This is a genomic window from Novosphingobium kaempferiae, from assembly GCF_021227995.1.
Taxonomy (GTDB): Bacteria; Pseudomonadota; Alphaproteobacteria; order Sphingomonadales; family Sphingomonadaceae; genus Novosphingobium; species Novosphingobium kaempferiae.
In genome coordinates this window covers 3188601-3213663 of sequence record NZ_CP089301.1, presented here as the reverse complement: position 1 = coordinate 3213663, position 25063 = coordinate 3188601, and the positions used below count along the sequence as shown (strand labels likewise).

Below are 25063 nucleotides of genomic sequence, written 5' to 3'. Positions count from 1 at the left end.
GTCGCCCCTTTTCCGCTCCCCGTTTTCCCCTGTCGCTTCCTGTCCCGCCGCCATACGAGAAGGCGGTGCCGCGTGGACACCGCCTCCTGGAGACCGGGACCTCACCCGGCCCGAACCCAGGCCCGCTCCGCTTCGATCCGGTCTGCGTAGGCCCGGTGACCGATGACCCCGTGCGGATCGCCTTCGCCATCGACGATGAGCGTGGCGACGTACCAGGCCTGTGCACTGCCGGCCTGCCCGGTCGTTCCCGGGCCGGTGCCCAGGACCGCAATCCGGTCGAGTTCGACCCGGCCGCCATCCTCGTCGCAGTCGCTATCGTGGCCATCGTCGAAGGCACATTCGTAGCGGCCCAGCCAGCGTTCGCCGACCCTTGCCTGCCACAGGAAATCGCATTCCTCCGCGTCGAGAAACCGCTGCGCCAGTGCGCGCGAGACCCCGGTGCCGAACTCGATCTCGAGACCATGGACCAGGGCTTCCCAGACAGGGTTGCGGTGCCCGGTCCGAGTGACCGGATCGCTGCGGGTGGTAACGGACGGGATGATGCGATCGATATGCATGACACGTTCCTCGAGTGACCGTTCCCGGTAGTGGGAACAACCCTCCCGAGACGGGCGCCGCGCCGGCTGTCAGGGCCGATGAGCGAAGCGAAGAGCCGCGAAGCGGACGTGGGGGGAACCGATTTGCGCAGCAAATTGGGGGGTACCCGCGGGCCTTGATAGGCGGCGCGGCGCCCGTCACACTGGGAGGTGACTGACGAGCTTTCCCCCCTCTCGTCAGGGCGCGACATCGGAACCTCGCGGCCGACGTATCGCAAAGAGCGGATCCGGTTTCGTGCCCGGAGGCGCGCCCTCATCCGCCCACTTCGTCGATCCTGTCGCAGGGGCTTTTCCGGCCACCACAGCAAAGACCGTCGCGACGCCGTCAGGGTCGGTTCGCGCCAGTTCGCCGCGCCGTCGGTCTCGCGCCTCCACAGCTTCATCAATGTCGTCGGGACCGCTGACCGAAATCCTGGCGCGATCCGCGGGAAACACCCCGGTCGATCCATGCCACATCCCCCCATGCGGCAGTGCCTTATGGGTCGTTGCCGGTAGTGGACCTGCGGCGGGCGCCCTGTGCCAGCCATCGCCTCCCGGCGCCGTACGCCGGGTGACCCTGCCAAGATAGGCGCGGGTCTCGGCGGGGAGCGTTCCGCCTGCGAGAAACCGTTCATAGCGGCCGGGCCCGGCATTGTACGCCGCGAAGAGCCCCGGGAACCCGAACCGGTCGTGGAGCAGGCGCAGATAGTAGGTGCCGGCAAGGATATTGTCGCGCGGCTCGTCGGGATCGTCGCCCAGATGCAGCTGCCCGCGCAGTTCCGCCCAGGTTCCCGGCATGAGCTGCATGAGACCGATCGCGCCTTTCGGGCTGCGGATCGGCCTGCCGTCGATGGTCGCACGTCCCCCGCTCTCGGCCCGCATGACCGCCTCGATCCACGCGGGCGGGACATCGAAACGTGCCGAGGCTTCGGCAATGAGCGGCCGCCATCGACCGATGTCCTGGCCCCTTGCGCACGGCACGATCGCCAGCCCCAGCGCGATGGTCGCGGCGAACCGGCGAAGGTGCAGGACACCTCGCGCCATGGGTCGCGACGAGCGCCGTGCCGGGTCCTGCACCGAGGTGATCTGCCGATCGCCGGGCCGCGACGCGGCATGGCCCGGCAGGCCCGTCAGCGCGCCCAAAGCAGGTCCGCCAGACCGATGATCTCGGTGCCTTTCGTGATCCCGAAATAGCGGCCGTCGAACGACCATGCCGAACCGGGCATCACCAGCAGGTAGTCGTCGCTGCCGAGCCGCAGGCATCCGTTCCACCAGGGCAGGATGCTCCGGGCACGGTCGCGCACCAGCCTGCGGACGAGCGGCCTGCCATTGAGCCGCACCATGTCGCCCGCCCCGCAGATCTCGTCTCCCGACGCTGCCGCGACCCGCTTCACCAGCGGCACATTGGCGGGAAGGTAGCGGCGCGATGCGGCCAGATCGCGCCACGGCGGCGGCAGGCGCGCGATCACCATATCGCCGCGATGAAAGGGCTTCACGCGGGGTCCAGGGTCGACGGAATAGAGGCCCACCGGCGCGCTCGAACTCGCATTCCACACCAGCCGCGGTGCGGGCGGGTAGACGATCGTCCAGTTGACGGCGGCTGCCAGCAGGCCGAGGGCGAGACCGTATCGCCGCCACAGCCGGCGGTGGCGGCGACGGCGCGCACGGGCAGCACGCAGGTCCGTGCCCCATGACAGCAGTGGACGTTCCCCAAGGGAGGTCCGGTGGATGCTCATAGCGCAATCTCCCGCCCGGCGTTGGCGACACTCCAGGCATCGAGCTCGTCGATGTGGTACTGCACGTAGCGGCTGTGCCGCCGATAGATCGGCCCGTCGCCGCGTCGGCGCATCCGCTTCAGCAGGCGCGCAGAAATCTTGAGGTAGCTGGCCGCCTGCTCGGTGTTGAGGAAGGGTGAGCCCTGCTTCGCGCGGCGCGCGCGATCGATCTCGTCGCCACTGTCCATGGATATCGGTCCTTTCGATCCGGGCGGCCCCGTGCCGCCCGCCAAGGACACTCGATCTGACCCACGTTTCCCCGCCCGGGGAGGGTCGCAATCGGCTATACGCGATTCCGACCCTCCCCCTTTCGGGCGGACCTGCGGCGGGCATGTCCACCTGCCCGGGTCGCTGCCGATGAGGGATTGGGGATGCCGAACGTTGCGCCTTGGGACGCCGGTCGATGTGCCCCCCGCGCCCGGGCGGGCGCGGGGGACGGCGATCAGTCGGCGGGGTTCCAGATGATCGCGAAGGCATCCTCGTCGTCCTGCCCGGCGGCCCGGCCCAGGTTGGCGTAGATGCGCCGCGGGCCGAATTCGGGTGCGGCCAAGCTGAGCGACACGTAGTCGTTGCCCGAGGCTTCCGAGCGGCGCAGCCACCCTGCCCCGACCTCGACACCGGCCGAGACGACGCGGTAGTCGGGATGGGATTCGGCGGTCTTGCGTGGGTTGGGAGCGATCTCGATCTCGGCGCGGATCGAGAGGGTGCGAAGCTGGCCCTTGAAGCTGCGGCCTTCGCGGGTGACGTATCCGATGGCAGGCATTGAACTTCTCCTTGATCATCGCTTTTTCCGGACCATTTCCGGGCGATGGGCACGCCGTCCGGGACGCATTGGGCGGGACTGCTGACCGCAGGCCGAAGCGGAGCGGAGGACCGGAGCGGGCCGGGTTATTTGAGAGCGAAGCGGCCGCGAGGAGCCCGCTCGCGGGCGGGGAAATAACCCGGCGCGCGATGGTTCGGCAGGACCGTCAAGCGTTCCAGGTCGATGCCCCTGGAGCCGGGAATGGGTGCGGAGACATACGGCAAGGAGACTTGGGTGCCGACCATACGCCGCTCGCCCTGCCGCAGCATCAGACGCCACCGCCTCCCCATCGGCAACGCCCGGAGTCCACCGCCTTCACCCACCGGAAAGGATCCGCCGCGCCCGGACGGAACGCCGCTGCCGCGCCGGTGTCGGGACATGTTGGGGCATGGCGGGGGCATGCCAGGAGATGCCGGGGCAGGATAGGGAAGGCAGGCGCCGCCAAGCCGTTGCAGGCGGTCAGTTGCGGGCGATCAGATGGGGGCGGGCGATTGCGGCCAGTCAGTTGCGAGCTGTGACCGGACGTGTCTCGCCGCACAGGCTGCAGGTGTCCTTGCGGCGCTCGAAGCCGTTGCTTCCGGCCAGTTCGCGGGTTGCCTGGTCGACGTGATGAAGCATTGACAGGCCCAGCGTATGCGCAACGCATTCGTCGCACACGGGCCTCGGCGCGAGACGCACCACCAGCTTTTCCACGTCATCGCGTATCGTCATGTCTATTGGCCCCTGCCGCTCGCCTGTGCCACCCCGGATGACAAACGGCAAATGGCAAACTGCAAACGGCAACCGGGCCGATGCTCGGAGGGGAGCCCGGCGCGCCGGGGCGCAACAAGCCGGGGCGCTACCGACTGGCGCCGACCGCGCTCCGGCCCGCCGATCTTTTCGGGGCAGCGCGCCGAAAATCCGGCAAGAAAGAGGCCCGATCGTCCGCAACATCCACGGAAAGGACGGGACCCGGCATGGCGCCGCGCCTCGTCCTTTCCGTCTCAGCCTCCCTGATTCTTTCCTTCCGTCTCCGGCGCATCGGCTCGGGCTTCCGATTCCCCCGGCCCGTGGGCCGGAGGAACCGACAAGCCCCCGCCTCAGGCGGCGAGGGACGGATTATCCGGCGGGTAACCGTCAGACTGCGCCGCGAGGCCCTCGCCTTCCGGCGCCGTGTCGCTTTCGGCGCTGTACCCAGCGCCTTCATCCTGCATTTCGGGCGCCTCGATGGGAGGCGTGACCATGCCGTCAGTCGCGGCATGACCAGATTCGATGCCAGTTTCGATGCCAGTTTCGATGCCAGTTTCGATGCCAGTTCCGATGCCAGCGCCATTGCCGGTCCCGGCGCGATCGTCCTCCGGGATTTCCGCGCCAGTTTCTGCGCCGGTTTCTGGGCCGGTTTCTGGACCAGATTTCGCGTCCGCTTCTGCATCGGATTCCGGGCTGGGCTCATGGAACTTCGGACCGTCGTCTTCTGGCGCGGCCAGGGCGTGGGCCTCGACCGTGCCGACGCCGCCGCGTCCGGTATAGGCGCTGGGCGGAAAGGCCATCCAGCGGGGCACCCAGCCCTCGGGACAGACCCGCCCGTTCGTCCCGGCCAGATAATCGCGGATGATGGTCTTGAGGGTCCGGATCTTTTCGGCCGCGTTGGCCGAGGCGACGTCGGGCCCCGCCACTTCGGCGAGCATCGCCAGCAGCACCTCGCGGTCGCGCAGGGTTTCGAAGAAGGCATCGTCCGCCTGCCACCACGTCGCCATCGAGACGCCGAGTTCGACGCCTGCGGCCTCGGTTGCGGGCGATCCGGCGGCCAGCGTCTCGCCCATGACGACCGCGACGATGTCGAGCACGGCAGGGTCGGGCAGAGCCAGCAAGCGCCGGAAGACAGCGCACAGCCCCTGACCGGCGTTGCCTCCGGTGACGCTGGGTTCCTCGGTATCGAAGCCCATCTGCGCGAGCACCGCGCGCCGCCGCTCGTCGAACACCGCCTCGGCGCGGCTCTGCTCGAGGCTTTCGCGTGTGGCATCGCCGCGCGCGGTCTGCGGCTCGCACGATACCCGCCACAGCGGCGATCCGGCGATGGCATGCGCGACCATGAGCCGCAGCGCCGCGCCGGGCCGCTCCAGCATCGTCGCGCGCAGTGCCGCATGGCGGTGCAGGTCGATATAGGTGCGGGTCGGGGTGGTGATCTCCGGGCTCGGCATACGACCGCCGGTCCCCTCATCGCCGTCTCCGGCCGCGATCCCAGTACTGCCCCCGGCACTGGCCGCCTTCGCCTGCCGCGCCGCCTCGCGCGCCGAGAGATAGCCTTCGTGGATCACGACCTCGCCGCTGGCGCACACGTCGAGGTAGACGCGCCCGCCCTTGCGCTTGGGCGTCTTGACGTATTCCCATGCGTGGAAGTGGGTGTCGGGCGGGACGATCACGGCATCGCTCCAGCCCTGTTCGATGCAGGCGGCGGCGCGCGCTTCCACCTCACGGTTCTGCAGCGCCCAGAAGGCATCGGCATCGACGAAATAGCTGTCCTCGCCGAACAGGTCGGCGACACAGGCGAGGCCGCTGGCCTGTGCATCGAACAGCGCATGGCGCAGCGGGATCGACTGGCCCGAGAAGAGCCATCCCTTGAGGCGGAAGCCGGTCGGGGCGTAGCCGTCGGGATCGTCGAGCAGCGCCAGCCAGGCCTTCTGCTGGCTCTTGGACGCCATGGTCAGGTGGCGCACGGTCGCCGCGTCGATCTCCTCGCGGCGATAGAGTTCGCGGATGCGCGGTAGGAGGTTGCCGAGCGCGAGGATACGCTTGACCGCGAGGTCGGGCAGACCGAAGGTCGCCGCGATGTCGGCGGGCTTGCGCCCTTCGCGCACCAGCCGGATGAAGGCTTCCCAGCGTGAGACCTCGTCGGGCTCGAGCCGCGCGCAGTTCTCGATCAGGGAGGCCTCGACGGCGTCGGCATCGTCGCCGTCCTCGAGGATGGCGCAGGCAATCTGCGCGACGAGCCCGTCGGGATCGTCACCCGGACAAATCGGGGCGGTTCCTGCGATCTCCTGTCCGGCCTGCGTTTCGGCACTTTCCCGCGCCTTGGCGCGTTCGTCCGCGACGATCCGGGCGGCGTGGAAGCGGCGACATCCCGCCACGATCTCGTAATGGCCCGCTTCGCAGTTGGGGCGGACGAGGATCGGCTGGATCACGCCGCGTGCGCGCACCGTGGGCAGGATGTCGGAAACGTCGGGTGCCTTGCGCGCATAGCGCATGTTGGTCTTGCTGACCGAGAGGTTGTCGAGCGCGATGAATGCGAGTTTCATGGTTCGTAGTCCTTGTCGTGGATGCCCGCTCGCCCGTTCGGGTCGAACGGCGAGGCGCGAGCGGGCCGGATCGGCGGTTGACGACCGCCAGCGTCATCGGCCCCGCGTCAGATGTCGCGGGGCAGAAGCCTGAGGGCCGCCGGGTCCTCGGTGGCGAGACTGCCGAGAAACTCGGCGGCCTCGGGGATCGAACCGGCAAGGCGCGATGCCGCCGCCCAGATCGAAAGCCGGTGGCGGGTGGCGAAGGCGAGGTCGCAGGCGATGCGCAGGCCCAGCGGGAGCCGGACCCCGGCGATCTCGCGCAGCGAGAAGGTGCCCAGTTCGGGGCAGCCAAACCCGAGGTCGGCGAGGCCGAAAAGCGTGTCCTCGTCGGGAAACAGCTCGGTGACCAGCCAGACCGCCCGGCCCGCCGGATTGCTCAGGCGGGCGACCGGGATCGGATCGAAATCGGGATCGCGGACGCCGGAATCGAAATTGGCGACGAGCCGCGCGCGCATGGCGTGTGGCAGGAGGGTCATGTCCCGGCCCTCCCCCCATCGGCATCGACACCGGCATCGGCTTCGGCTTGGCCTTGCGCCTCGCGGCGGGCCAGCAGCCAGTCGGCGGCCTTGCTGGCAAGGCTCGCCGCCCGGAAGATCGCGCGACTGTCCTCGCGCAGCACGTGCAGCCATGCACCAATGTAGTCGGCGTGGCGCACGGTGGGCACGATGCCGAGCGCGGCGCACAGGAAGGCCGAGCCCATTTCCGCGACGAGTTCCTCGCGGGCATAATCCTTCGATCCGAACGGGTTCGTCAGATAGCGCGCCAGCCGCGAGGCATGGCCGGTGGCATGGGTCAGTTCGTGAAGGCAGGTGCGGTAATAGTTCACCGGCACATGGAAGGCGTGCTGCGGCGGCACCTGCACGAAGTCCGCGCCCGGTGCATAGTAGGCCTTGGAACCGCCAATGCGGAAATCCACGCCGCTCGCGGCGATGACCGCTTCGGCAACCGGTACGATCTCGCGTTCCGGCAGCGCGACCGGCTCGCGATGCAAGTGCCCGAGCCCCTCGCATTGCGCCAGATTGAAGACGGTGAAGCGTTTCAGGAACGCAATGCTGCGCGCATCCCCCCCTGTGTCGCGGGCGCGCTGCTTCTCGGCTTCGGGGGTGAAGCGGTCGGCGTAGACCACCGTGGTGCCCTTCTCCCCCTTGCGCACGTTGCCGCCTGCGGCGAGCGCCTGCCGGAAGGTCACCCAGCCTTGCTGCGCCCATCCGTTGTCGATGACCGCGCTCCACAGGATCAGGATGTTGATCCCCGAATAGGGCCTTGCGGTCGCGGCATTGCGCGGCAGGCCGGGCATCGGCGCGCCGCCGTCCGCGCCCCCAGTCCCCCACGGCTGCACCCATGGGATACGCCCGCCCTCAAGGTCGGCGATGATCCGCCGCGTCACGTCGCCGTAGAGGTCACCGCGCACGGCTCCGGCACCGCTTCCGGGACCGGTTCCGGCGTCCCGGTCTGTCCGGTTCGCGCGCGTCTCGCTGTCCGCCGCATCCGGAGCCGCAGGTCCGCCATGCGGGATTTCGCGCATCTCGCCCCCCGTATAGCCCCTCGCGCCCGCTCCCCGCCCCGTTGCTCCCGCTCCCCGGCCCCTGCTTCCGTTTCCGTCTCCACCGACACTCGCGCTCGCGCTTCCGTCCCGGTTCCTGCTCCGGCTTCCGTTCAGGCTCCGGCCGTTCACGGCCCTCCCCGGCACCGAGGCCTTCGCGTCTCCCTGTCTCGCAGCACCACCCGCGTCGGTACGCGGCCCATCGATCATGCGCACAGCTCACCTCCTGCCCCGCCCGCAAACCACCATGGCCTCCCCCGGCGAAGCGGGGGTGGGCGGCGACAGCGACCGGCAGGTCCGCGCACAAGCGCCGCCGTGCATCCAAGCCGGGGCCCCGCCGCCAGGGCGGCGGGGTGGCGCAGGACCGGAACGGCAGTGGAGGAGCCGCGCGAAACGCGGCTTGCCGGCGGTGCGAGCGGACCTAGAAGGGAGCCGCGCCCACCCGCGCTTCGTCCGGGATGGCCGCACCGAAACGCCGCGCGCGGCCTCGCGCGCGTCCGCTTCGGGGGAGCCCGCGAGGGCTTTCCCGCCAGCGCCATGCGATCGTTACCGGATGGCCGGGATCCGGAAGGGAGCCCGGGCTCGCGGGGCGGCCCCTGCGGGCGGTCAGCCCGCGCCGCTGCCGCGAGCTAGAGCGCGGCCGCGCCGCAGGCGCGGGGCGCCTGAATGCACGATTTACCTGTGGCACACTCGGGCGGATCATTGATCCTGGCAGAAGCGATCCTGTTTTGGCCCACGAACCCCTGGATGGATTGACCATGCGCCTGCAGTCCGCCCTCTCGTTCCTTGTCGACGAACGCGATGGGACGATTTCGAGTGGATGAAGTCGGCTTGCGGCGGGCCTGCCGGAAAACGAGTTTCCCCGCTTCGTCACCAAACGGGCCGGCATCCGGGTGGACGTCTCGAACCCGATCCGGAAAAGGCTGCGCGCAACCAGAACGGTCACCGGGGCCGAGCCTATTTGTGCCTCCTGTTTCCGAGGCCTCCTCCCAGCAGGCTGCGGTACTCCCCGCCCGCCAGCCGCCGTGCATCCGCGACCAGCCGGCGCAGCCGTGACCGCATTGAATCCGAAGCGCCCCGCCATCCGGCTTCAATGCTTCGCGCACCGAACAGCACGGCGGCGATCTCACGCTGGCTCGCGCCCTGAGCGAGGCCATCGTGTACCCGCAGTGCCACGATCAGCCGCCTCGATCCCCTGTCCCTCGGATAGAGCGACGCGGTGAAGCGCTGATGGCTGACGAACGAGATCAGGCGTTGCAGCGGAAGGATCGCCGCTTTCGCCTGCTGCAGCCCTTCCTGCTGGAAACGCAGGACCACCGCCTCGGACCCGGACAGCGATCCATCGGTGATGTCGAGCCTCACGCGCCGCATCCCGTCGGAAAGCACCGCATGTTCGCGACCGTCCCCATCGACCGCCACGCTCATCCAGGGTGCTAGCGGCGCCAGCACAAGCGAGGCGGGATCGGCGGGATCGGCCGGCAGGGCCTGGGCCCTGAGCGTGCCGGGATCGAAATCGGCACGCCAAATGATGCGGGCCGAGCTGGCGTGCCGGTCCGGACTCTCAGCGAAAGTGCAACCCCCAGGCGGCGGGATCGGGCGCGATGCCCGTCGTCGCGCGGCTGGCCACGAGGTGCCAGGCGCGATACTCGGGGTCGCGCCGCAACCACTCCCACATCAATCCACCGCGATCGACCTGGGACAAGCGCTCGTAGTAGGTGTCATCGTGCCAGTCATGCGACGGCGCGTCCGGCAGGATCACGCTAGTGGCGCGCTCTTCGCGTCGGAGCAGGCGATTAACCACTTTTTACCAAAATGGGAATTGTTGGGCGATACCCGCGCCCTTGTGTCTGTTATACTTCCATAATTCGTCCAATTCGTGACGGTTCGCGCCCGATCGCAGCGTGAGAAACTGCGCCCGGGCCCTGGCGAATGAGGAAGGACGATCGCTGGAAGCACGGGGTCAGGAGAGACCGCCGGCGGTCGTGAACGATGTCCATGATGTACGATAAAGTGCTCGCCAGCGTGCGCTGCGCTCGCGCCGTGGATGCGGCCAACAGCTTCGAGGCCCTGGCCGATGCCGTCGATGCCGCCGCCCGCCATCTCGGCTTCACGCATTTCGCGATCACTCATCATCTCGATGCCAGAAGGTGCGCCGGCAGGGCATTTCGCATCAACAACTACCCAACGACCTGGGTGCGCTACTATGATCGCCATCAGCTCTATGTCAGCGATCCGGTCCATCGCCTCAGCCACCTCGTCAACGAGGGCTTCACATGGTCGAGCCTTGCACGACGCGTGGCGCTTTCCCGCGCGGACCGACATTTCATGGATCTGGCTGCCCGGCATGGGATCGGCGACGGGTTCACGGTGCCGGTCCATATCCCCGGGGAGGCGGGCGGATCGGTGACCTTCGTCAACCCCGTGGGCCGGACGATGTGCGACCTCACGCTCATCATGGCCCATGCCATCGGCGAAACCGCCTTCGCGGCGGCCCGCCGCCTGTCGACGCCGCGCGGCCACGGTCCTGTCGCACGCGGCCGACCGCTGACACCGTGTCAGCAGGAAGTGACCTACTGGATCGCGCTGGGCAAGACCGATCCGGAGATCGCGATGATCATGGGCACGAGCCAGGAGACGCCGGGCAAGCACGTCAGTAACGCCTTCGAGCGGTACGAGGTGAACAAGCGGGCATTGCTGGTGCTCCGTGCGGTGTTCGATGGAACGCTCATCCTTCCGCAAATACTGCCGCACCTCTATTCCCCTTTCCCGGAATAACACCTCGCGGACATTGCGACCGACGCTGGACCTCCCAACACGGGAGGTCAGACGCAATGCTTCACGTTCTCAACCCATCGCCCTCGGTTACTTCGGGCGGACCAGCCGCCTTGCGCGAAACGACGCTGTTCGGCGCCATGTTCGAAGCACGCAAATCGGTATTCGTGGATCTGCTCAGATGGGACGTTCCGGTCCTTGCGGGACGCTACGAGATCGACCAGTTCGACGATTCCCACGCCCGCTACCTCGTGATTTCCGGCGAGGACGGGGCACACCGCGCTTCCGCACGGCTGTTGCCGACGATCCGGCCGCACATCCTCGACAGCTTCTATGGCGTACTGTGCGAGGCAACCCCACCGCGCGGCGACACGGTCTGGGAAATCACCCGGTTCTGCCTCGACCGTTCGCTGCGCGCCCAAGAGCGCCGGCAGGCACGTGACAAGCTCGTGCGGGCGCTGGTGGATCACGCGCTGGCGAGTGGCATCACCGCCTACAGCGCGATCGCCGAGGTGAACTGGTGCAACCAGATCCTCGGCTTCGGCTGGCGCTGTCGCCAGCTGGGTCCGGCCTGCCGGATTGGCGGCCAGACCCTCGCCGCGTTGCGGATCGAGATCGAGAGCGACACTCCCGCACGCCTTGCCCGTGCCGGCATCGGACAGGATATCAGGGCAGATACCCGTACCGCTGCCAGGGCGGCTGCGCAGGTTCGATGCCCGAACCCTCCCGGCCGCATCGTCGCGAGGCTCCAGTGAACGCGGGCGCGACGGCGGAACGGGTGCTCGATGCCTTGCGGCTTCGGATCATGGAGAACGGCTTTCGTCCCGGCGAACGTCTCGACGCTGCCGCGATCGGTCGGCAACTGGCGGCGAGCATCACGCCCGTGCGCGATGCCCTCAACCGACTGACGGGCGAAGGTCTCGTCGAGGCTCGCCACAGCGGCGGCTTCCATCTTCCCGCGCTCGACGAACCGTGCCTGCAGGACTATTACCACTGGGCGCAGCAGCTCCTGACGCTCGCCATTGCCAGCTGGCCGCCCGGCGGCCGCACCGCCCTCGGCCGTGCCGGGACAATGGGCGATGGTTTCGTCCACAGTCCCGATCCGAGCGATGCAGCGGAGCGGACGTCCAGACTGTTCACCGCAATCGCGCGCGCATCCCCGAACGCCTTCCATGCCGAGGCGATCGAACGCCTCAATGTGCACCTCCACGGCGTACGGCGGATCGAGGCCGAGGTGCTGGGCGACCCTCAGGATGAACTCGAGCCATGGATGTCAGCGATCGAAGCCGGCGATCGCGCCGCACTGCGCCGCCTGGTCGCATCCTATCATCGGCGCCGGATCCGCAGTGCGGCAGCGATCGTGCGGGCGCTCTACCGGCAAGCTTGAACGGGAGAACCGCCAACAATCTGCAAATCAGTTGCGTATAAAATTCGGATAAGTGTCACGGCCTCCTACCCTGACCATCGCCGCAATTCCGCGGCGACGTAAGGAGCATACGCATGGAACGCGATCATGACACGCAGGACAGTGTGATCGAGCTCGGCACGGCCAGCATCGAGACGCTCGGCCCCCAGGGCGGGATCGGCGACGATGTCCTCACCCAGCCCGTAGCGGGTCTCAGCGACGACTGAACCCGATCGCATGGAGGGCGCGGCGCCTGGCGCCGCGCCCTTTGCGCACCTGATCAGACGAGAGGTCCATGGGCATGGGCTATGCACTGCGAGACGGCGTGAGCTTTTGCGAGGTCAATGCGCAACTGATCTTTCTCGATACCCGGGCAGATCGCTATTTCTGCCTCGATGCCCTGCGGGAGGCCGAATTCCGGGCGCTGATCGAAAAGCCGGGACACCAGGCCGTCCCGCCCCGGCTCCAGGACGCGGGGCTGCTGATCGAAACGCCCGGTGCCGGCCACGTCGCCGCCTGCCCTCCGGCATACGCGCAAGCCAGCGTATTCGACGACACGCAGCCGCTGCGCCTCGACCGTCCCCTGCTCGATGCTCTCGTGAGACTTGCCTTGGTCCGGCGATCGCTGCGGCGCGGCGGACTGGGACGGATCCTGCATCGCCTGCGTCGCGCCAAGTCGAGACTGCCTGAATTCCACGACAGCGCCCTGCCTGAACTGGCGCGCCTGGCCCGCGATTTCGAGCGGACAGCGCGCCTTGTCCGCTCGCACGACCAGTGCCTGTCGCGCTCGATCGTGCTGACCCAGATCGCGCTTTCGCGCGGGCTGGCGGCGGATCTGGTCATCGGTGTCCGCCTCAATCCCTTCGCGGCCCACAGCTGGGTGCAGGCCGGATCGCACGTGCTCAATGACCGCATGGACTCGGTACGCACCTATACACCCGTGCTGGTTCTGTGAGCAGGCCGCGCTATCTCGCAGTCGTTGCCAGGCAAGGCGGCACGGCCCCTTCCCTGCCTGGGGACCTTCCCGCTCGCATCGGTGGCGATGCTCCCTGCACGCAGCTGCACACCCGGCGCGCCGCGATCGCCGTTCTGGGCGCACCCATCCTCGACCTTGGCGCCGGCGGGGTGATCGTCGGCGACGTGTTCGACACGGCGAGCATGCAAGCGGTATCCCGGATCAACGGAGCGTTCAGCGAACGCATCGTCCAGCACGGTCCGCGGCACCTGATCGAGACCTGCTGGGGCGGCTATGTCGCCTTTCTCGAGGGTACCGACGATACCCTGCGGATCGTGCGTGCGCCGCTCGGCGACCTGCCGTGCTTCCTGGTGGAGACGCAAGACGCCTGGATCCTTGCCTCGGACATGGATATCCTGCGTGACGCCGGCCTGTGGCAGCCGGCCATCGACTGGGACCAGTTGCGCATCCACCTCGCCGCCCCGGAACTGCTGGGACCGGCGACATGCCTTCAGGGCGTATCCGAACTGCGCGGGGGTCAAACCCTTGCCCTGTCCTCCCGCGGCCGAAGCGATTGCGCAGCGTGGAGCCCCTGGTCGTTCGCCAGTCGCCAGAACCATGTCGAGGATGCCGGCGAAGCCGCGATGCTGGTCGAAGCGGCGGTGCGCGGGTGCGTCGTTGCCCGAGCGCGCAGATTCCGGCGCGTGGCCCTGCTCCTGTCGGGCGGGCTGGATTCATCGATCGTCGCGGCATGCCTTGGCAATGCCGGCGTGGCGGTGGAGGCCCTCAACCTGGTGACCCGCGACGCGTCAGGCGACGAACGGCGCTACGCCCGGCGGGTGAGCGCGTGGATGGCGATGACCCTCCACGAGCAGGTCCGCGATGTGGGGCAGGTCGTCCTGTATCGTTCGGTATCGGCGCGGCTTCCCCGGCCCTGGGCGCGGGTGTTCTCGCAGGAAACCATACGCCTCGCCACGGCACTGGCCGATCGGACGGGCGCGGAGGCCATCTTCAACGGCGGCGGCGGCGACAACGTCTTCTGCTCGCTCCAGTCCGCAGCTCCGGCGGCGGATCGACTGCTCACCACCGGCCCCGGCCGATCGTTTGTCCGGACCGCGCTGGAAACCAGCCGGTTCGCGCCGGCGAGCGTCCTCAGCGTCATCTCGGATGCCGTTCGCCGGGCCTGGCTCGGCAAGCCGGCATTGAGGCCCGTGCGCGATTTCAGCCTGATGCCGCCGTCGTCGAGCGAGGGCGTTCCCGCACGCGACGACCACCCCTGGCTTCAGGTCCCTCGCGGCGAACTGCCCGGCTCCGCCGCACATGTCCGGCTGATCGCGATCGCCCAGGCCTATGTCGAGTCGCTTGATCCGCAGGATCCGATCCCGACGATCGCGCCCTTGCTTTCGCAGCCTGTCGTCGAGGCCTGCCTCCGGGTTCCTTCGTGGCTCTGGCTGGAGGATGGCCGCAATCGTGCCATCGCCCGGCGGGCCTTCGCCCGGGACCTGCCGATCGACATCCTCGCGCGCCGCACCAAGGGCACCCCGGACAGTTTCATCGCCGAGATCTTCGAGACGCATCGCCCGGCGATCCGGGCGCTGCTGGGTGACGGGCTGCTTGCCCGTCACGGCCTCATCGACCGCAACGCCGTACTGGCCCGTCTCGACGATCCGAGGCCCGCCCGCCATGAAACGTTCCATCGCATCCTCAAGTGCGTCGATGCCGAAAGCTGGGCGCAGGCATGGTCGTCATGAGCAGCGGATGCCGAAAGCGGCGGATCATGTCGGATCAGCAGCTTGGCTCACCGGTGCGCGTCTCCAGCCTGCGTCACCGGCTTGCGTCATCGGGCACGGCTTGACCGGGTGGTGCCAAAGCCGCGCGCATGGCCTCCCACCGGCGATACTGCTCATCCTTCGACGGATCGTCATCGCTGCGGTTCTGCAGCCAGAAGGTGAACCAGTCGATGTTGCGCCGGTAGATCGCCGCGCGATGCGCCGGTTGCCATTTCATGTGGTGCTCGCCCGGAAACACCACCATCTCGACTGCCTTGCCTGCCGCGCGCAGCGCGGTGAAAGCGGGCAGGCCGAAGAGGTATTCGTCGTCCGCCAGCTGCATGAGCAGCGGCGCCCTGATCCGCCCGGCACTGAGCGAGAGCGCGTAGGGCTTCCAGAAATCTCCGGAATCGTTTCCCGGCGCGGGATAGCCGATGCGCGCGAAGTCGCGCGCGACGCCGATGCCGCCATAGGTGAGCGTGTCGGCCTCGACGCAGCAGGTGCTGATGGCCGCCGCCGCGAACATATCCGAATTGATCAGCGCGAAGCGGACGCTCGAGGCACCATCGCTGAGGCCCGTCAGCCCGACCCTCGCCGGGTCTACGGCACCGGTGGCGATGGCCATCTTCGTGCCTGTTTCCAGCGAGGAGAGCAGGCTGCGCCGCTCGCCCCAGTCCTTCTGCATGTATGCGGCAAGATCGTACGTGGTCTTGAGATCGGTGCGCTGCGCGCCGAGCACCTGCGGCCGCTCGACACTGAGAACCGCGAAGCCGGCTGCGGCAAAGGCATGGATCGGATATTCGTCGCCGGTGCCGCCGCGCAGAAAGCCATCGCTGTGATACTGGACGACGACCAGCGGCAGGCGGGCCCTTCCCCGGTACCCTGGCGGCAGCACGAGGTCGCCCCATGCCTCGAGCCCGCGATCGTTCTTCCAGCGCAGCCGCCGCACCGATCCCAGGATCAGTCTCGCGAATTGCGGGTTGGGATCGAACAGACCGCGGCTGCTGCCACTGCGCAAGTCGATGAGGTCGAGATAGCGCGGGGTGGTGGCATTCTCGCGCAGGCAAGCCAGCCCCTTTGCCGCCATCACGCAGCCAAGCAGCACGTCGCGGGTACGCACGAGTGCCGCCGGTCCGGCCTTTTCGCCAGGGTCCCAGCGATAAAGGGCCGTAACCTCCTGCGCCCACCCCTCCCTGCGCAGGAACAGGAGGTCTCGGCCATTCCCCTCCCACCAGACCCCGATCAGGCCACCGGCACAGGCAGCGAAATCGCAGGTGATCCGGGCACCGTCAGCCCCGGTGATCGCCAGCTCGAGAGGCGCTGCGACACCGCCCCCGCGTCGCTGCACGACGGCGCGGCGGCCGTCCGCGGCCACGGCGTAGGGAAGCGACCAGCCGCCAGCTGCATCGACGGAGTCGGCTGCCGCCCGGGCCGCGCGTTCGTCGCTTCCGTCAGGGGAGATCGACGTGGCGACGAGAGGCGCCTCGCCCGGCAGCGGCCGCGAGGCGATATTGGGCGCGAAACGCGCATCGTATAGCCAGCCGCCACGCCCCTCGCGCTCGATGGCATCGTTGAGGGCCTTTGTCCCGGGGCGCGTGGTGAAGACGATGCGGTTGGTTGCCCCGTCCCAGCGCATCGACACGACATCGCCGGCCGAACGGGACACCATCCGCGCATCGCCGCCGTCGGCCCGGACCCGCCAGACCTGGGTTACCCCGTGATCACGGCGCAGGTAGGCGAGCCATTGACCGTCCGGGGACCAGACCGGGGTCACCACCGCCGGAGATCCCCCGGGAAAGACCATGCCGCGAATGGCCACCGGTTCGGTGATGAGCTCGCCGCCGTGGTCGACGAGCCGTGCCGAGCCCGGCTGCGCGATGTCGAGCACGACCACCCCCCGGCAGTAGGCGTTGTTCGCAGGGTCGGCCCGGTTCAGCACGAAGGCGATGCGGTCACCCTCGGGAGAAACCGCCAGCGGGCTGCGGTTGTTGACCAGCGACGCGTCCGGCTGGCCGATGTCGCGCAGCAGCAGAAGGTCGTCGGCGGTGACGAGACGCCGCGCGGCGGGGGCGCCGAGGCTCGCCAGCAGATCGTCGCACGCCGCCGCAGCCACCCCGGGCCACAGGCCGGCAAACACCAGTCCGGCCCTCCCGATCCAGGATCGATGCCTCACCACGATTTGGTCACCCCAATGGAGAGGAAGCGGCCGATCGCGGAATAGTTCGTGGTGTCGTATGCCGTCTCGTAATAGCTCGGCGCGACGATCGCATCGGGGCGCGCATTGAACAGGTTCTGTGCCGAAAGGTTCAGCGAAACCCCGGACAAGGGTCCGGCATCCCGACCGAACACATAATCAAGAGTCAGGTCGAAGGTCGTCATGCCCGCGACCTTCCTGCTCTGGCTCGCGCGTGCGTCCGTGACGCCGCCGACATGACTGACCGAAGCGTTCAAGGTCGCTCCCGCTGCGCGCCAGGTTACGTCCGCGCGGCTGCGCCAGTGCGGCGGATTGAAGAGCCGGCCCGCGAGCGGCATGCGTATCGCCTCCGGCGTCAGTTGCTGATGGCTCGTCAGATAGCTGGTGTTGACGACGACACCCAGGCTCCCCCAGTCGCCGATATCGCCCTCGTATCGCGCCAGCAGGTCGATGCCATGGATGTCCTGGCGTCCCGCGTTGACGTTGGCGTTGTCGACGATGAAGCCGACATTGGCGGGGTCATAGGCCGCGCCCGTATAGTTATAGAATACGCCAGCTCCGGCGACGGCCTGCTGGACGGCGGAAGTTGTCGGCTGGCTTGTCACGTAGTCGGCGTAGATCGCATTGCCCAGCGCCTGGGAGAGATACACGATCGGTGTGACGATCCTATCCTTGTAGACCACCGAGAAATAGCTGACCTGGACCTCGAGCCCCGGCACCGCACGCGGCTTGTATTCGAGGCTGGCGCTCCAAGTCCGGGCATGCTCGGGCTTCAGGTCGCCGTTGCCTCCGGTGAGATAAAGCGCAGTGCCGCCCGCGCCGCCCAGGCTCGCCGCATTGTAGAGCGATGCCAGCCGGACCTGATGCAACTGGTACATGGTCGGCGCGCGGAAGGACCGCCCCCAGTTGGCCTTGAGCGCGAGGTCCGCGAGCGGCGCATAGACGATCCCCAGCTTGGGCGTGGCCACCGAGGCGATGCCGGAGTAGCGTTCATAGCGGATGGCGCCGCTCAGGTTCAGCCGATCGACGCCCCAGATGCCCTGCGCACGCGACAGGAGAGGCAGGTTGATCTCGCCGTAGGCATAGTAGCTGCCTTGCGCGGCAGCGGTGTTGGCCACGTTGAGCTGATAGGCCTTGAACAGGTTGCGGCGATAGCCGGCCCCAAGCGCCACGCGGCTGAGGCCGCCGGGCAGCGCGAACAGCGCGCCGTCGCCGCTCGCCTCGACGGAATAGAGCTCATTGCAATAGCACACGAAGCCTGAACTGGTCGGGGCCTCACCGGTGTATGTCGAGCTGACCGCCCAGAGCCGCTCGTTGCCATAGACGCCGGAAAGACCCGCCTGCCAGCTTCCGCCAAGATCGAGCCTGAGCGCAGGGCCCAGGGTCAGCGAGCGGCTGGTCGAGCTCTTCTCCAGCCGCGACACCTCGAGGTCACCCTGGATGTTTGTGGGGTTCTGCGCGAAGTACCAGCGCTTGTTGAACAGCGCATCCATCGAGAAGGTCAGACCCGGCGCAATCTCCTGGTGCCCGTTCGCGGCCACGGCATGCCGATGCTGTCCCGGGAGCAGGGTCAGCCCGGGATGGACAGCGGTATAATCGCGCTGGTCGGACATGATCGCACTGTTGGCGAGATACTCGTAGGCCAACACGACGCCACCCGAAGTCCAGCGCGTCCCCGCCACGGCGCCATACTGCTGCTGGAAATTTCCGCCGTTGCTGGCACCGCCGATCTGCGCCCGGGTCTCGAGCCCATCGAAATCGGGGCGCAGCAGCACGTTGACGACACCGGCCACCGCGTCCGATCCGTAGAGCGCGGAACCGCCGTCGGGGACGACCTCCACCCGCTCGACGATACCGAGCGGAATGGCCGAGATGTCTATCCCCTGGCGCGAACCGTTGTAGGCCGCACGATGCCCGTTGATCAGGGTGAGCGTGGCGTCGCTGCCGAGCCCGCGCAGGTTGACGGACGACGTGCCCCCGACATCGACGCCGTTGGCGGCAGGCACATTGTAGCCGATCCCGGGATTGACGCCGCCGCCGAAACTCTGCGGCAGGCTGCGGGCGACGTCCGCCATCGTCCTCAGCCCGGCGGCCTCCAGGCTCTCCCGGTCCGATCGGATCACCAGCGAGGTGACCTCGGCGCCGCGAATGCGGCTGCCCGTGACCGTGATCTCGCCGTCCGGCCGGCTGGGGGCAAGGTCATCGCGCTCCTCGGCCACGACCACCAGCGCGGTGCCGACCCGGCGATAGGTCAGGCCGGTTCCGGCGATCAGCACGCGAAGCGCGCTTTCGGCAGTGTAGATGCCCGAAAGCGGCGGGGCCAGGCGATCGCCCAGTTCGGCGGTATCGGCGGTGATATTGCGGTGTGTCGCCAGCCCGAGCGCCCGCAGCGCCTCGCCGAGCGGCTGTGCCGGCAGATCGAGCCGGACCTGCTCGTCGCCCGTGCTCGCATGGCAATTCGGCGCGAACGCAACGAGGGCGAACGCGGCCGCGCCCCCCAGACTATGGAGGAGCGTATTCCTGTAGGACGTCATGGTCTTTTCCCCCCTGCACCGAAAAACTCGGTGGGTTAGGGGGAAGGACCGGCATGGCCCGGTTTACCCGCCAACTTTTTTTACGGCCCTGAGCACGGCCTTGCGGACGCGCGCTCAGTCACGGCGGCGGGGACGCAGGAGGATGACCGGCCCCCGGCCCCTTTCGACGTCGAGCCGGAACGTTGTCGCGATCGCGGCGGCGAAGGCCTCCGGCTGGTTCGCGGCGAAGGCCCCGCTCACCTTCAGGTCATCGGTGTCGATTTCGCGCGTCGCGATCTGCACGCGGTTGTACCTGTTCATCATCGCGATGGCCGCATCGAGCGGCTCGCCATCGAAGCCGAGCATGCCATCGACCCAGCGCAATTGCCCGAGGATCGCCGGCCGGGCCTCGCCCGCCATTCCGAGTTTACCGGTCTGGCGAGGTTGTACGCGCATATCCCCGAACTTCGTCTGCGCGGACGCGCGCAGATGGACGTCGCCTTGCAGGGTGGTGACCTGCACCGGCCTGACGATGAGGCTGGCGTCGAACACGGCGCCACCGGCAGCCCGGATTTCACCGTCCGGCACCGAGACGATGGCCTGCCGGTCCCTGCCCCCGACGATAAAACGCGCCCGCCCCGCGAGCACGGTGACTTCCAGGGGGCGGGTCCGGTGTACCGTCACCCGGGTCCCGGTATCGAGCACGAGCCGTGAACCGTCATCGAGCGCCAGGTTGCGGATTTCGCCGACGCCGGTCGTGTAGGTCACGGCCTTGGCCTGCGACACCAGGGTCAGCGGATCGACTGCGCCCGTGACGCTGACTGCGAGAATGGCGGCACACACGGCGGCGACGCCGGCCCCGAAGGCGACGTGCGTCGCGCGGCGCATATGGAACGGCGCCTTTTTCAGATGCCGTGTCTGGCTGGTGTCGGTGCCTGCGACCAGGCCCAGTTCGTCCCACATCCCCTCGACTTGCGCGAAGGCTCGGAGATGACGCGGATCCGCATCGAGCCATGCCTGCAGTTCGGGTTGCACGGCGCTGCGGTCGCTCCTGCCAGCCCCTTGACGGTGGACATGCCAGCGCCGGGCGGCAGCGCGGATCGATGGCGGTATCGTTTCATCCATCGCGCGACAGGTGCCGTTCAAGCTGTTTCAATGCCCGGTTCATCTGTTTCTCGACTCCGCGCACACTCAACCCGGTCTGCTGGGCGATCTCCCCATAACTACAGCCGTCGATGCGGCATGCGAGGAATATCTGCCGGGTCAGTGGCTTGAGGCGAAGGACCGCCTGCTCGATCCGCGCAAGCCGATCACGCGCTTCAAGCGCCGCGATGGGATCGCCGTCGGCAACGATGGCATCATCAATGGACACGTGCCTGTCCGCGCCGGTGCGGAGCAAGGCACTGCGCCGGTCCCGAACGAGATTGCGTGCAGCCTGGCGCAAATAGCGCCCCGGCGAGCCTATCGCCGAACACGCGCCGCGCTTCGCAACCCGCACGAAGACCTGATGGACGATGTCCTCGGCATCTTCAGCGGCGCCGTAGCCCTTCACGAAACGCAGCAATCCCGGTTTGTGATCGCGATAGAGGTCCTCCAGCGTGATCGCTGCGGGCGCGATCCGGTCATGTTCGGGAGGCAGAGGATCACCATCACCCAAACCTAGCCGTGCGAACCTCATGTCGCACGATCCCGCTCGCCGCGCGGGGGGACAAACCAGACTGCTGCCATTGGCCGGCTCTCCTCGTCAACGAGGCGAACCGGCCGAAGCCGGGTGTTGAGAACACGCAAGAGAACGTGCACCGACGCCTTTAGTCGCTCGCGACTTGGACATGCGCGTCGGCCACCCGGCCACGTGGAAACGGGGTCGATCAATTTTCCCTTGCGAGGTTCTCACGCCTCGGCACCGTATAAATGGACGGTGCGGGTTCAGGATACTCAAGGAGATTCAAAGCACAACCGCTAACGAGCCTCACAGCTCGCAATCCACTCAAGGCAGCCACCGGCGGGCGGGATGCGGGCCGAGCGCTCCGGCTTGCGAACCAAACGTGCACGTGCATCCCCACAAGGTTGTACTGCTGCGTCAGCCTCGCGGGAAGCGGCAATGTCGCGCTTAGATAGAGGCGCCAGCGAAGACCAACTGTTGCGGTAAGCCATACTTGGCAAAGTCAAGTAGCACATCGAAGCGGATGCGATCTTCCGTTCGGGTAAAGTGGCAAAGCAACCTCATCGCATGCCGCTCTTCAAAATCGTCAATAACGATGCCGCCATCTCCAATTCTTTAATGTCATGCCAGACGCTCTTTCACGCAAGAGCAGGCCGTCGAGAAATGTGCATCCGGGTCATTTGCAAGACGGGTACGACGTTGGGCTGAAATGGTAGGCGGGCGATTTCGCACAAGCGCCGTTCGGCATCTCCGATTGTCCCTCAGCCCGTGAAGCCGAAACTAAAGGCCGGAAGCGAGGACATCATGCCAAGGCTTTACACGCCCCTGACCCTGGACGACGCGAAGCAGATGCTGGCGGCCGGAGAGGCCGCCGCGCTCGAAACCGGGCTTGCCTACAACATCGCCGTGGTCGACGCGGGCGGCAACCTGATCGCGTTCTCGCGGCAGGACGGCGCCCTGATCGGCAGCATCGACCTTGCCATCGGCAAGGCGCGGACCGCGCGCCTGTTCGACAAGACGACCGACGAACTGGCGCATCTCGCCCAGCCCGAAGCGCCGCTGTTCGGCATCGAGCAGAGCAACGAGGGCAAGGTGGTGATCTTCGGCGGCGGGCTGCCCGTCCACCTCGACGGCGCGATCATCGGCGCGGTGGGGACCAGCGCCGGCACCGTCGAGCAGGACATCACCGTCGCCAGAGCGGCCGTCTCCGCCATCGCAAACGCATCGTAGAAGGAAGGAAATTCGTGATGAAAGCTGCGCGCATCCTCGAATACAAGAAGCCCCTCGTGATCGAGGACATCCCGATTCCCGACATCCAGCCGGACGAGGTGCTGGTCAAGGTCGCCGCCTGCGGCATGTGCCAGTCGGACATCCTGCTGGTCGACGGCTTCTTCCAGACTTACGCCGACATACCGCCGCCGGTCATCCCCGGCCACGAGATCACCGGCACCATCGAGAAGATGGGCAATCTCATCCCCAAGGTCGCGGGCCTTGCCGAAGGCGATCACGTCGCCGTCTCTCCGGGCTGGGGCGACGGCGTGTGCCGCCACTGCCAGGCGGGCAACCACCAGATCTGCCCCAACGTGCGCTGGCCGGGCTTCGGCACTTACGGCGGCTTTGCCGAGTATATCCCGGTGCCCGCGCGCTACATCATCAAGGTGCCGAAGAACCTCACGCTCACCCAGCTCGCGCCGCTGACCGACGCGGGGCTCACCCCGTATCGCGCGATCAAGAAGGTACGCGATGCGGGCGGCTTCGGGCCTGACCGGGTGATCGGCGTGTTCGGCGTCGGCGGCCTCGGCGCCTATGCCGTGCAGTACGCCAAGCTGATGAGCGGCGGCGGCAAGGTCGTCGCCTTCGCGCGCAACCTCGACAAGCTCGCCATCGCCAAGGAATACGGCGCGGACCACATCATCGCGATCAAGGGCAAGTCCGCCGCCGATGTCGGCAAGGAGCTGCAACAGGCGACCGGACAGGGCAAGCTCGATGCGATCATCGATACCGTCGGCGCGCCCGAGATGATGCAGATGGGCTTCTCGCTGCTGGCCACCAGCGGCCACTATGCCGATGTCGGCTTCATGGGCGACCGCCTCGATATCCCGCTGTTCCCGCGTGTCTCGGGCGAGCAGACGTTCCACGGATCGTTCTGGGGCAACAACACCGACCTCAGCGAAGTCATGGCGCTCGCCGCGCAGGACAAGATCAAGCACACGATCAAGACCATCCAGTTCGACCAGATCAACGAATACATCGAACTCCTGCGCGCCGGCGAAGTGCTCGGCCGCGCCGTGGTGGAATACTAGGTTCACCGCGCGCCCGTCGGCCGGCGCCAAGTCCCTCCCGGAGAGCCCGGCCGACGGCTCTCCGGCCAGAAACGAGGAACGCCGACCCATGACCAAGAAACACACCGCCCGATGCGCCTGCGGCACCGTCCAGTTCGAGTTCGATACCGATCCCGATTTCATCGCCGTATGCCACTGCCTCGACTGCAAGAAGGCGTCGGGGGGCGAGGCCGCGACCTGGTTCGGCATTCCCGAGGACGACTTCACGGTCACCAGCGGCGAGACCAAAGCTTACGGCTATGTCGCGGATTCGGGCAAGAAGCTCGACCGCAACTTCTGCCCGACCTGCGCCTCGCGGCTCTACACCAGCAATCTGGAAAGCTTCCCCGGTCTGGTCTTCGTCCAGCTCGGCAGCCTCGACGATCCCTCGTTCATCACGCCCAAGCTGGAGATGTACGTGAAGCGCCGCCTGCCGTGGGTGACGCCGCTCGACATGCCGCAGTTCGAGGCCATGCCGACCTGATTTTCGTCGCGCTCGCTTCCCCTGTAATGAAACCGTGCAGCTGTAGCATCGACAGCTCGGCCAACCACCGCGTGAAGGGATCGGTCAGCCGGAATGTCTCCAGCCGGTCCCTCGCGCGCCCGACGACCGGCTTCGGGAAGGGACAAGTCATTCCAATCCGCGCGATGAGCACGGCTGCGTCCTGAGCGTCGGGCAGCCTACGCAACCGTTCCCTCCCAAGCCCCATCGGCTCGCGGCTGGTAGGCGGCGCGCCCTCGCCCGGCGCAGACACCAGGATTCTGCCGATGATGGCCGCCACCGCGTCGATCAGATGCTCGCAGCTGTTCAGCACCAGCACCATCTCACGTCCGTGCAGGCATTCGAGGAGCGCCGCCGCCACGTGGCGGCATGCGCCGTGATCCCGACGGCCATCGGGATCGCGGACGAGACCCGTCCAGCTTCCTTCAGCGGCGAAAGATCGACCAGCGACACGCTGTGTTCGAGATGAGGCAGCACCTGCTCGACCACGGCGCGTGCGGCCGTGGTCTTTCCAATGCGACCGGAACATACCGCGGTGACGAGCCTGTGATCCTCAAGCTTCCGTGCGATGTCAGCGATGATCTCGGTGCGTCCCACGACCCGCTTCGCGGCCCGGGACAGCTTGTTGTCGTGTGTGCCAGCCTCGGCTTCGGGCGAGCCCGGCAGCGAGGCTTTCGTGCTCGGTACCGGACTGATGAAGCGATAACCCTGGCCTATGATAGTGGCGATGAAGCGCTAATTCGCCGCCCGGTCGAGCTGCGCCACCGCATCAGTTCGCCGGGCCGTCTGACAAGGGTGGTGAGGATATCGAGCGCCCGCCTCCCGCCCGACTCGCACAAGCTTGCCGTTCCTCAAGAGGAGTTTGCGCTTCGGCATGACGACGACATCGGGAGGGGGTGAATTGGAAGACAGTGCAATACTGTGCGAAAAACTGCGGAATTCGATCATTCCGAGGGC

The 25063-nt window shown here is 67.5% G+C and carries 24 protein-coding genes and 1 pseudogene; 9 read left to right on the top strand and 16 right to left on the bottom strand.

Going from position 1 to position 25063, the window contains the following annotated elements; genetic code table 11:
• Positions 1 to 101: 101 nt before the first annotated feature.
• From LO787_RS14630 to LO787_RS14580, 11 genes and pseudogenes are all read right to left on the bottom strand, one after another.
• The gene (locus tag LO787_RS14630; protein WP_232491746.1) at positions 102 to 557 is read right to left on the bottom strand and encodes a hypothetical protein; all 456 of its coding nucleotides are present in this window, start codon (positions 555 to 557) and stop codon (positions 102 to 104) included.
• 573 nt (positions 558 to 1130) lie between these two features.
• A pseudogene (locus LO787_RS26240) lies at positions 1131 to 1619 on the bottom strand (lytic transglycosylase domain-containing protein); the annotation flags it as partial.
• A gap of 86 nt (positions 1620 to 1705) precedes the next feature.
• Positions 1706 to 2311, bottom strand: coding sequence for a S26 family signal peptidase (locus LO787_RS14620; protein ID WP_232491744.1), 606 nt, complete (start codon positions 2309 to 2311; stop codon positions 1706 to 1708).
• Positions 2308 to 2538 (bottom strand): helix-turn-helix domain-containing protein, encoded by a 231-nt coding sequence (locus LO787_RS14615; RefSeq protein ID WP_232491743.1) that lies wholly within the window; start codon positions 2536 to 2538, stop codon positions 2308 to 2310. Before LO787_RS14615 ends, LO787_RS14620 begins: the two co-directional genes overlap by 4 nt.
• A 254-nt stretch (positions 2539 to 2792) precedes the next feature.
• Positions 2793 to 3113, bottom strand: a complete 321-nt coding sequence (locus tag LO787_RS14610) for a DUF736 domain-containing protein (RefSeq protein WP_232491742.1) — start codon at positions 3111 to 3113, stop codon at positions 2793 to 2795.
• Between the two features lie 540 nt (positions 3114 to 3653).
• Positions 3654 to 3863 (bottom strand): hypothetical protein, encoded by a 210-nt coding sequence (locus tag LO787_RS14605; protein ID WP_232491741.1) that lies wholly within the window; start codon positions 3861 to 3863, stop codon positions 3654 to 3656.
• 368 nt (positions 3864 to 4231) lie between these two features.
• Positions 4232 to 6427 (bottom strand): ParB/RepB/Spo0J family partition protein, encoded by a 2196-nt coding sequence (locus LO787_RS14600; RefSeq protein ID WP_338045375.1) that lies wholly within the window; start codon positions 6425 to 6427, stop codon positions 4232 to 4234.
• A gap of 107 nt (positions 6428 to 6534) precedes the next feature.
• The gene (locus tag LO787_RS14595; RefSeq protein WP_232491740.1) at positions 6535 to 6945 is read right to left on the bottom strand and encodes a DUF2958 domain-containing protein; all 411 of its coding nucleotides are present in this window, start codon (positions 6943 to 6945) and stop codon (positions 6535 to 6537) included.
• Positions 6942 to 7994 carry an ArdC family protein gene (locus tag LO787_RS14590; protein WP_232491739.1) on the bottom strand — a complete coding sequence of 351 codons (1053 nt, stop codon included), beginning with the start codon at positions 7992 to 7994 and terminating at the stop codon, positions 6942 to 6944. Before LO787_RS14590 ends, LO787_RS14595 begins: the two co-directional genes overlap by 4 nt.
• 975 nt (positions 7995 to 8969) lie before the next feature.
• Complete coding sequence (locus LO787_RS14585; protein WP_232491738.1) at positions 8970 to 9437, bottom strand: DUF2285 domain-containing protein; 468 nt, start codon at positions 9435 to 9437, stop codon at positions 8970 to 8972.
• A gap of 136 nt (positions 9438 to 9573) precedes the next feature.
• A complete protein-coding gene (locus tag LO787_RS14580) occupies positions 9574 to 9771 on the bottom strand; it encodes a transcriptional regulator domain-containing protein (RefSeq protein ID WP_232491737.1) in 198 nt (65 codons plus the stop codon).
• Positions 9772 to 10007: 236 nt separating this feature from the next.
• Between LO787_RS14580 and LO787_RS14575 the strand changes: the two genes are divergently transcribed.
• From LO787_RS14575 to LO787_RS14550, 6 genes are all read left to right on the top strand, one after another.
• The gene (locus LO787_RS14575) at positions 10008 to 10787 is read left to right on the top strand and encodes a helix-turn-helix transcriptional regulator (RefSeq protein ID WP_232491736.1); all 780 of its coding nucleotides are present in this window, start codon (positions 10008 to 10010) and stop codon (positions 10785 to 10787) included.
• Positions 10788 to 10843: 56 nt separating this feature from the next.
• Positions 10844 to 11539, top strand: coding sequence for an acyl-homoserine-lactone synthase (locus LO787_RS14570; protein WP_232491735.1), 696 nt, complete (start codon positions 10844 to 10846; stop codon positions 11537 to 11539).
• The gene (locus LO787_RS14565) at positions 11536 to 12171 is read left to right on the top strand and encodes a GntR family transcriptional regulator (RefSeq protein WP_232491734.1); all 636 of its coding nucleotides are present in this window, start codon (positions 11536 to 11538) and stop codon (positions 12169 to 12171) included. Before LO787_RS14570 ends, LO787_RS14565 begins: the two co-directional genes overlap by 4 nt.
• A gap of 113 nt (positions 12172 to 12284) precedes the next feature.
• Entirely contained in the window at positions 12285 to 12416 is a 132-nt protein-coding gene (locus LO787_RS14560) for a benenodin family lasso peptide (protein WP_232491733.1), read from the top strand.
• 68 nt (positions 12417 to 12484) lie between these two features.
• Positions 12485 to 13144, top strand: coding sequence for a lasso peptide biosynthesis B2 protein (locus LO787_RS14555; RefSeq protein WP_232491732.1), 660 nt, complete (start codon positions 12485 to 12487; stop codon positions 13142 to 13144).
• The gene (locus tag LO787_RS14550; RefSeq protein ID WP_232491731.1) at positions 13141 to 14895 is read left to right on the top strand and encodes an asparagine synthase-related protein; all 1755 of its coding nucleotides are present in this window, start codon (positions 13141 to 13143) and stop codon (positions 14893 to 14895) included. Before LO787_RS14555 ends, LO787_RS14550 begins: the two co-directional genes overlap by 4 nt.
• Before the next feature lie 73 nt (positions 14896 to 14968).
• Here LO787_RS14550 and LO787_RS14545 read toward each other — a convergent pair whose 3' ends face one another.
• The 4 genes from LO787_RS14545 to LO787_RS14530 form a co-directional block, all read right to left on the bottom strand.
• Positions 14969 to 17050 (bottom strand): Atxe2 family lasso peptide isopeptidase, encoded by a 2082-nt coding sequence (locus LO787_RS14545; protein WP_232491730.1) that lies wholly within the window; start codon positions 17048 to 17050, stop codon positions 14969 to 14971.
• 32 nt (positions 17051 to 17082) lie between these two features.
• Positions 17083 to 19641, bottom strand: a complete 2559-nt coding sequence (locus LO787_RS14540) for a TonB-dependent receptor (RefSeq protein WP_232491729.1) — start codon at positions 19639 to 19641, stop codon at positions 17083 to 17085.
• 114 nt (positions 19642 to 19755) lie between these two features.
• A complete protein-coding gene (locus LO787_RS14535; RefSeq protein WP_232491728.1) occupies positions 19756 to 20655 on the bottom strand; it encodes a FecR family protein in 900 nt (299 codons plus the stop codon).
• An 82-nt stretch (positions 20656 to 20737) separates the two neighbouring features.
• Complete coding sequence (locus tag LO787_RS14530) at positions 20738 to 21298, bottom strand: RNA polymerase sigma factor (RefSeq protein ID WP_232491727.1); 561 nt, start codon at positions 21296 to 21298, stop codon at positions 20738 to 20740.
• Positions 21299 to 22051: 753 nt separating this feature from the next.
• On the opposite strand from LO787_RS14530, the gene LO787_RS14525 reads away from it, so the two are divergent.
• From LO787_RS14525 to LO787_RS14515, 3 genes are all read left to right on the top strand, one after another.
• Positions 22052 to 22513: a GlcG/HbpS family heme-binding protein gene (locus LO787_RS14525; RefSeq protein WP_232491726.1), complete on the top strand. Its 462-nt coding sequence runs from the start codon at positions 22052 to 22054 to the stop codon at positions 22511 to 22513.
• Positions 22514 to 22530: 17 nt separating this feature from the next.
• Positions 22531 to 23586 carry an NAD(P)-dependent alcohol dehydrogenase gene (locus LO787_RS14520; protein WP_232491725.1) on the top strand — a complete coding sequence of 352 codons (1056 nt, stop codon included), beginning with the start codon at positions 22531 to 22533 and terminating at the stop codon, positions 23584 to 23586.
• Between the two features lie 88 nt (positions 23587 to 23674).
• Complete coding sequence (locus tag LO787_RS14515) at positions 23675 to 24088, top strand: GFA family protein (RefSeq protein ID WP_232491724.1); 414 nt, start codon at positions 23675 to 23677, stop codon at positions 24086 to 24088.
• Between the two features lie 324 nt (positions 24089 to 24412).
• On the opposite strand, the gene LO787_RS14510 is transcribed toward LO787_RS14515, so the two are convergent.
• Entirely contained in the window at positions 24413 to 24703 is a 291-nt protein-coding gene (locus LO787_RS14510) for a hypothetical protein (RefSeq protein WP_232491723.1), read from the bottom strand.
• Positions 24704 to 25063 lie beyond the last annotated feature (360 nt).

Bases quoted from the DNA above. Each gene is read 5' to 3' on its own strand.
- LO787_RS14520 (WP_232491725.1), top strand. From the start codon at position 22,531: ATGAAAGCTGCGCGCATCCTCGAATACAAGAAGCCCCTCGTGATCGAG.
- LO787_RS14600 (WP_338045375.1), bottom strand. From the start codon at position 6,427: ATGAAACTCGCATTCATCGCGCTCGACAACCTCTCGGTCAGCAAGACC.
- LO787_RS14615 (WP_232491743.1), bottom strand. From the start codon at position 2,538: ATGGACAGTGGCGACGAGATCGATCGCGCGCGCCGCGCGAAGCAGGGC.
- LO787_RS14570 (WP_232491735.1), top strand. From the start codon at position 10,844: ATGCTTCACGTTCTCAACCCATCGCCCTCGGTTACTTCGGGCGGACCA.
- LO787_RS14595 (WP_232491740.1), bottom strand. From the start codon at position 6,945: ATGACCCTCCTGCCACACGCCATGCGCGCGCGGCTCGTCGCCAATTTC.
- LO787_RS14585 (WP_232491738.1), bottom strand. From the start codon at position 9,437: ATGAGCGTGGCGGTCGATGGGGACGGTCGCGAACATGCGGTGCTTTCC.
- LO787_RS14610 (WP_232491742.1), bottom strand. From the start codon at position 3,113: ATGCCTGCCATCGGATACGTCACCCGCGAAGGCCGCAGCTTCAAGGGC.
- LO787_RS14590 (WP_232491739.1), bottom strand. From the start codon at position 7,994: ATGCGCGAAATCCCGCATGGCGGACCTGCGGCTCCGGATGCGGCGGAC.
- LO787_RS14540 (WP_232491729.1), bottom strand. From the start codon at position 19,641: ATGACGTCCTACAGGAATACGCTCCTCCATAGTCTGGGGGGCGCGGCC.
- LO787_RS14515 (WP_232491724.1), top strand. From the start codon at position 23,675: ATGACCAAGAAACACACCGCCCGATGCGCCTGCGGCACCGTCCAGTTC.
- LO787_RS14555 (WP_232491732.1), top strand. From the start codon at position 12,485: ATGGGCATGGGCTATGCACTGCGAGACGGCGTGAGCTTTTGCGAGGTC.
- LO787_RS14620 (WP_232491744.1), bottom strand. From the start codon at position 2,311: ATGAGCATCCACCGGACCTCCCTTGGGGAACGTCCACTGCTGTCATGG.
- LO787_RS14575 (WP_232491736.1), top strand. From the start codon at position 10,008: ATGATGTACGATAAAGTGCTCGCCAGCGTGCGCTGCGCTCGCGCCGTG.
- LO787_RS14560 (WP_232491733.1), top strand. From the start codon at position 12,285: ATGGAACGCGATCATGACACGCAGGACAGTGTGATCGAGCTCGGCACG.
- LO787_RS14530 (WP_232491727.1), bottom strand. From the start codon at position 21,298: ATGAGGTTCGCACGGCTAGGTTTGGGTGATGGTGATCCTCTGCCTCCC.
- LO787_RS14630 (WP_232491746.1), bottom strand. From the start codon at position 557: ATGCATATCGATCGCATCATCCCGTCCGTTACCACCCGCAGCGATCCG.
- LO787_RS14605 (WP_232491741.1), bottom strand. From the start codon at position 3,863: ATGACGATACGCGATGACGTGGAAAAGCTGGTGGTGCGTCTCGCGCCG.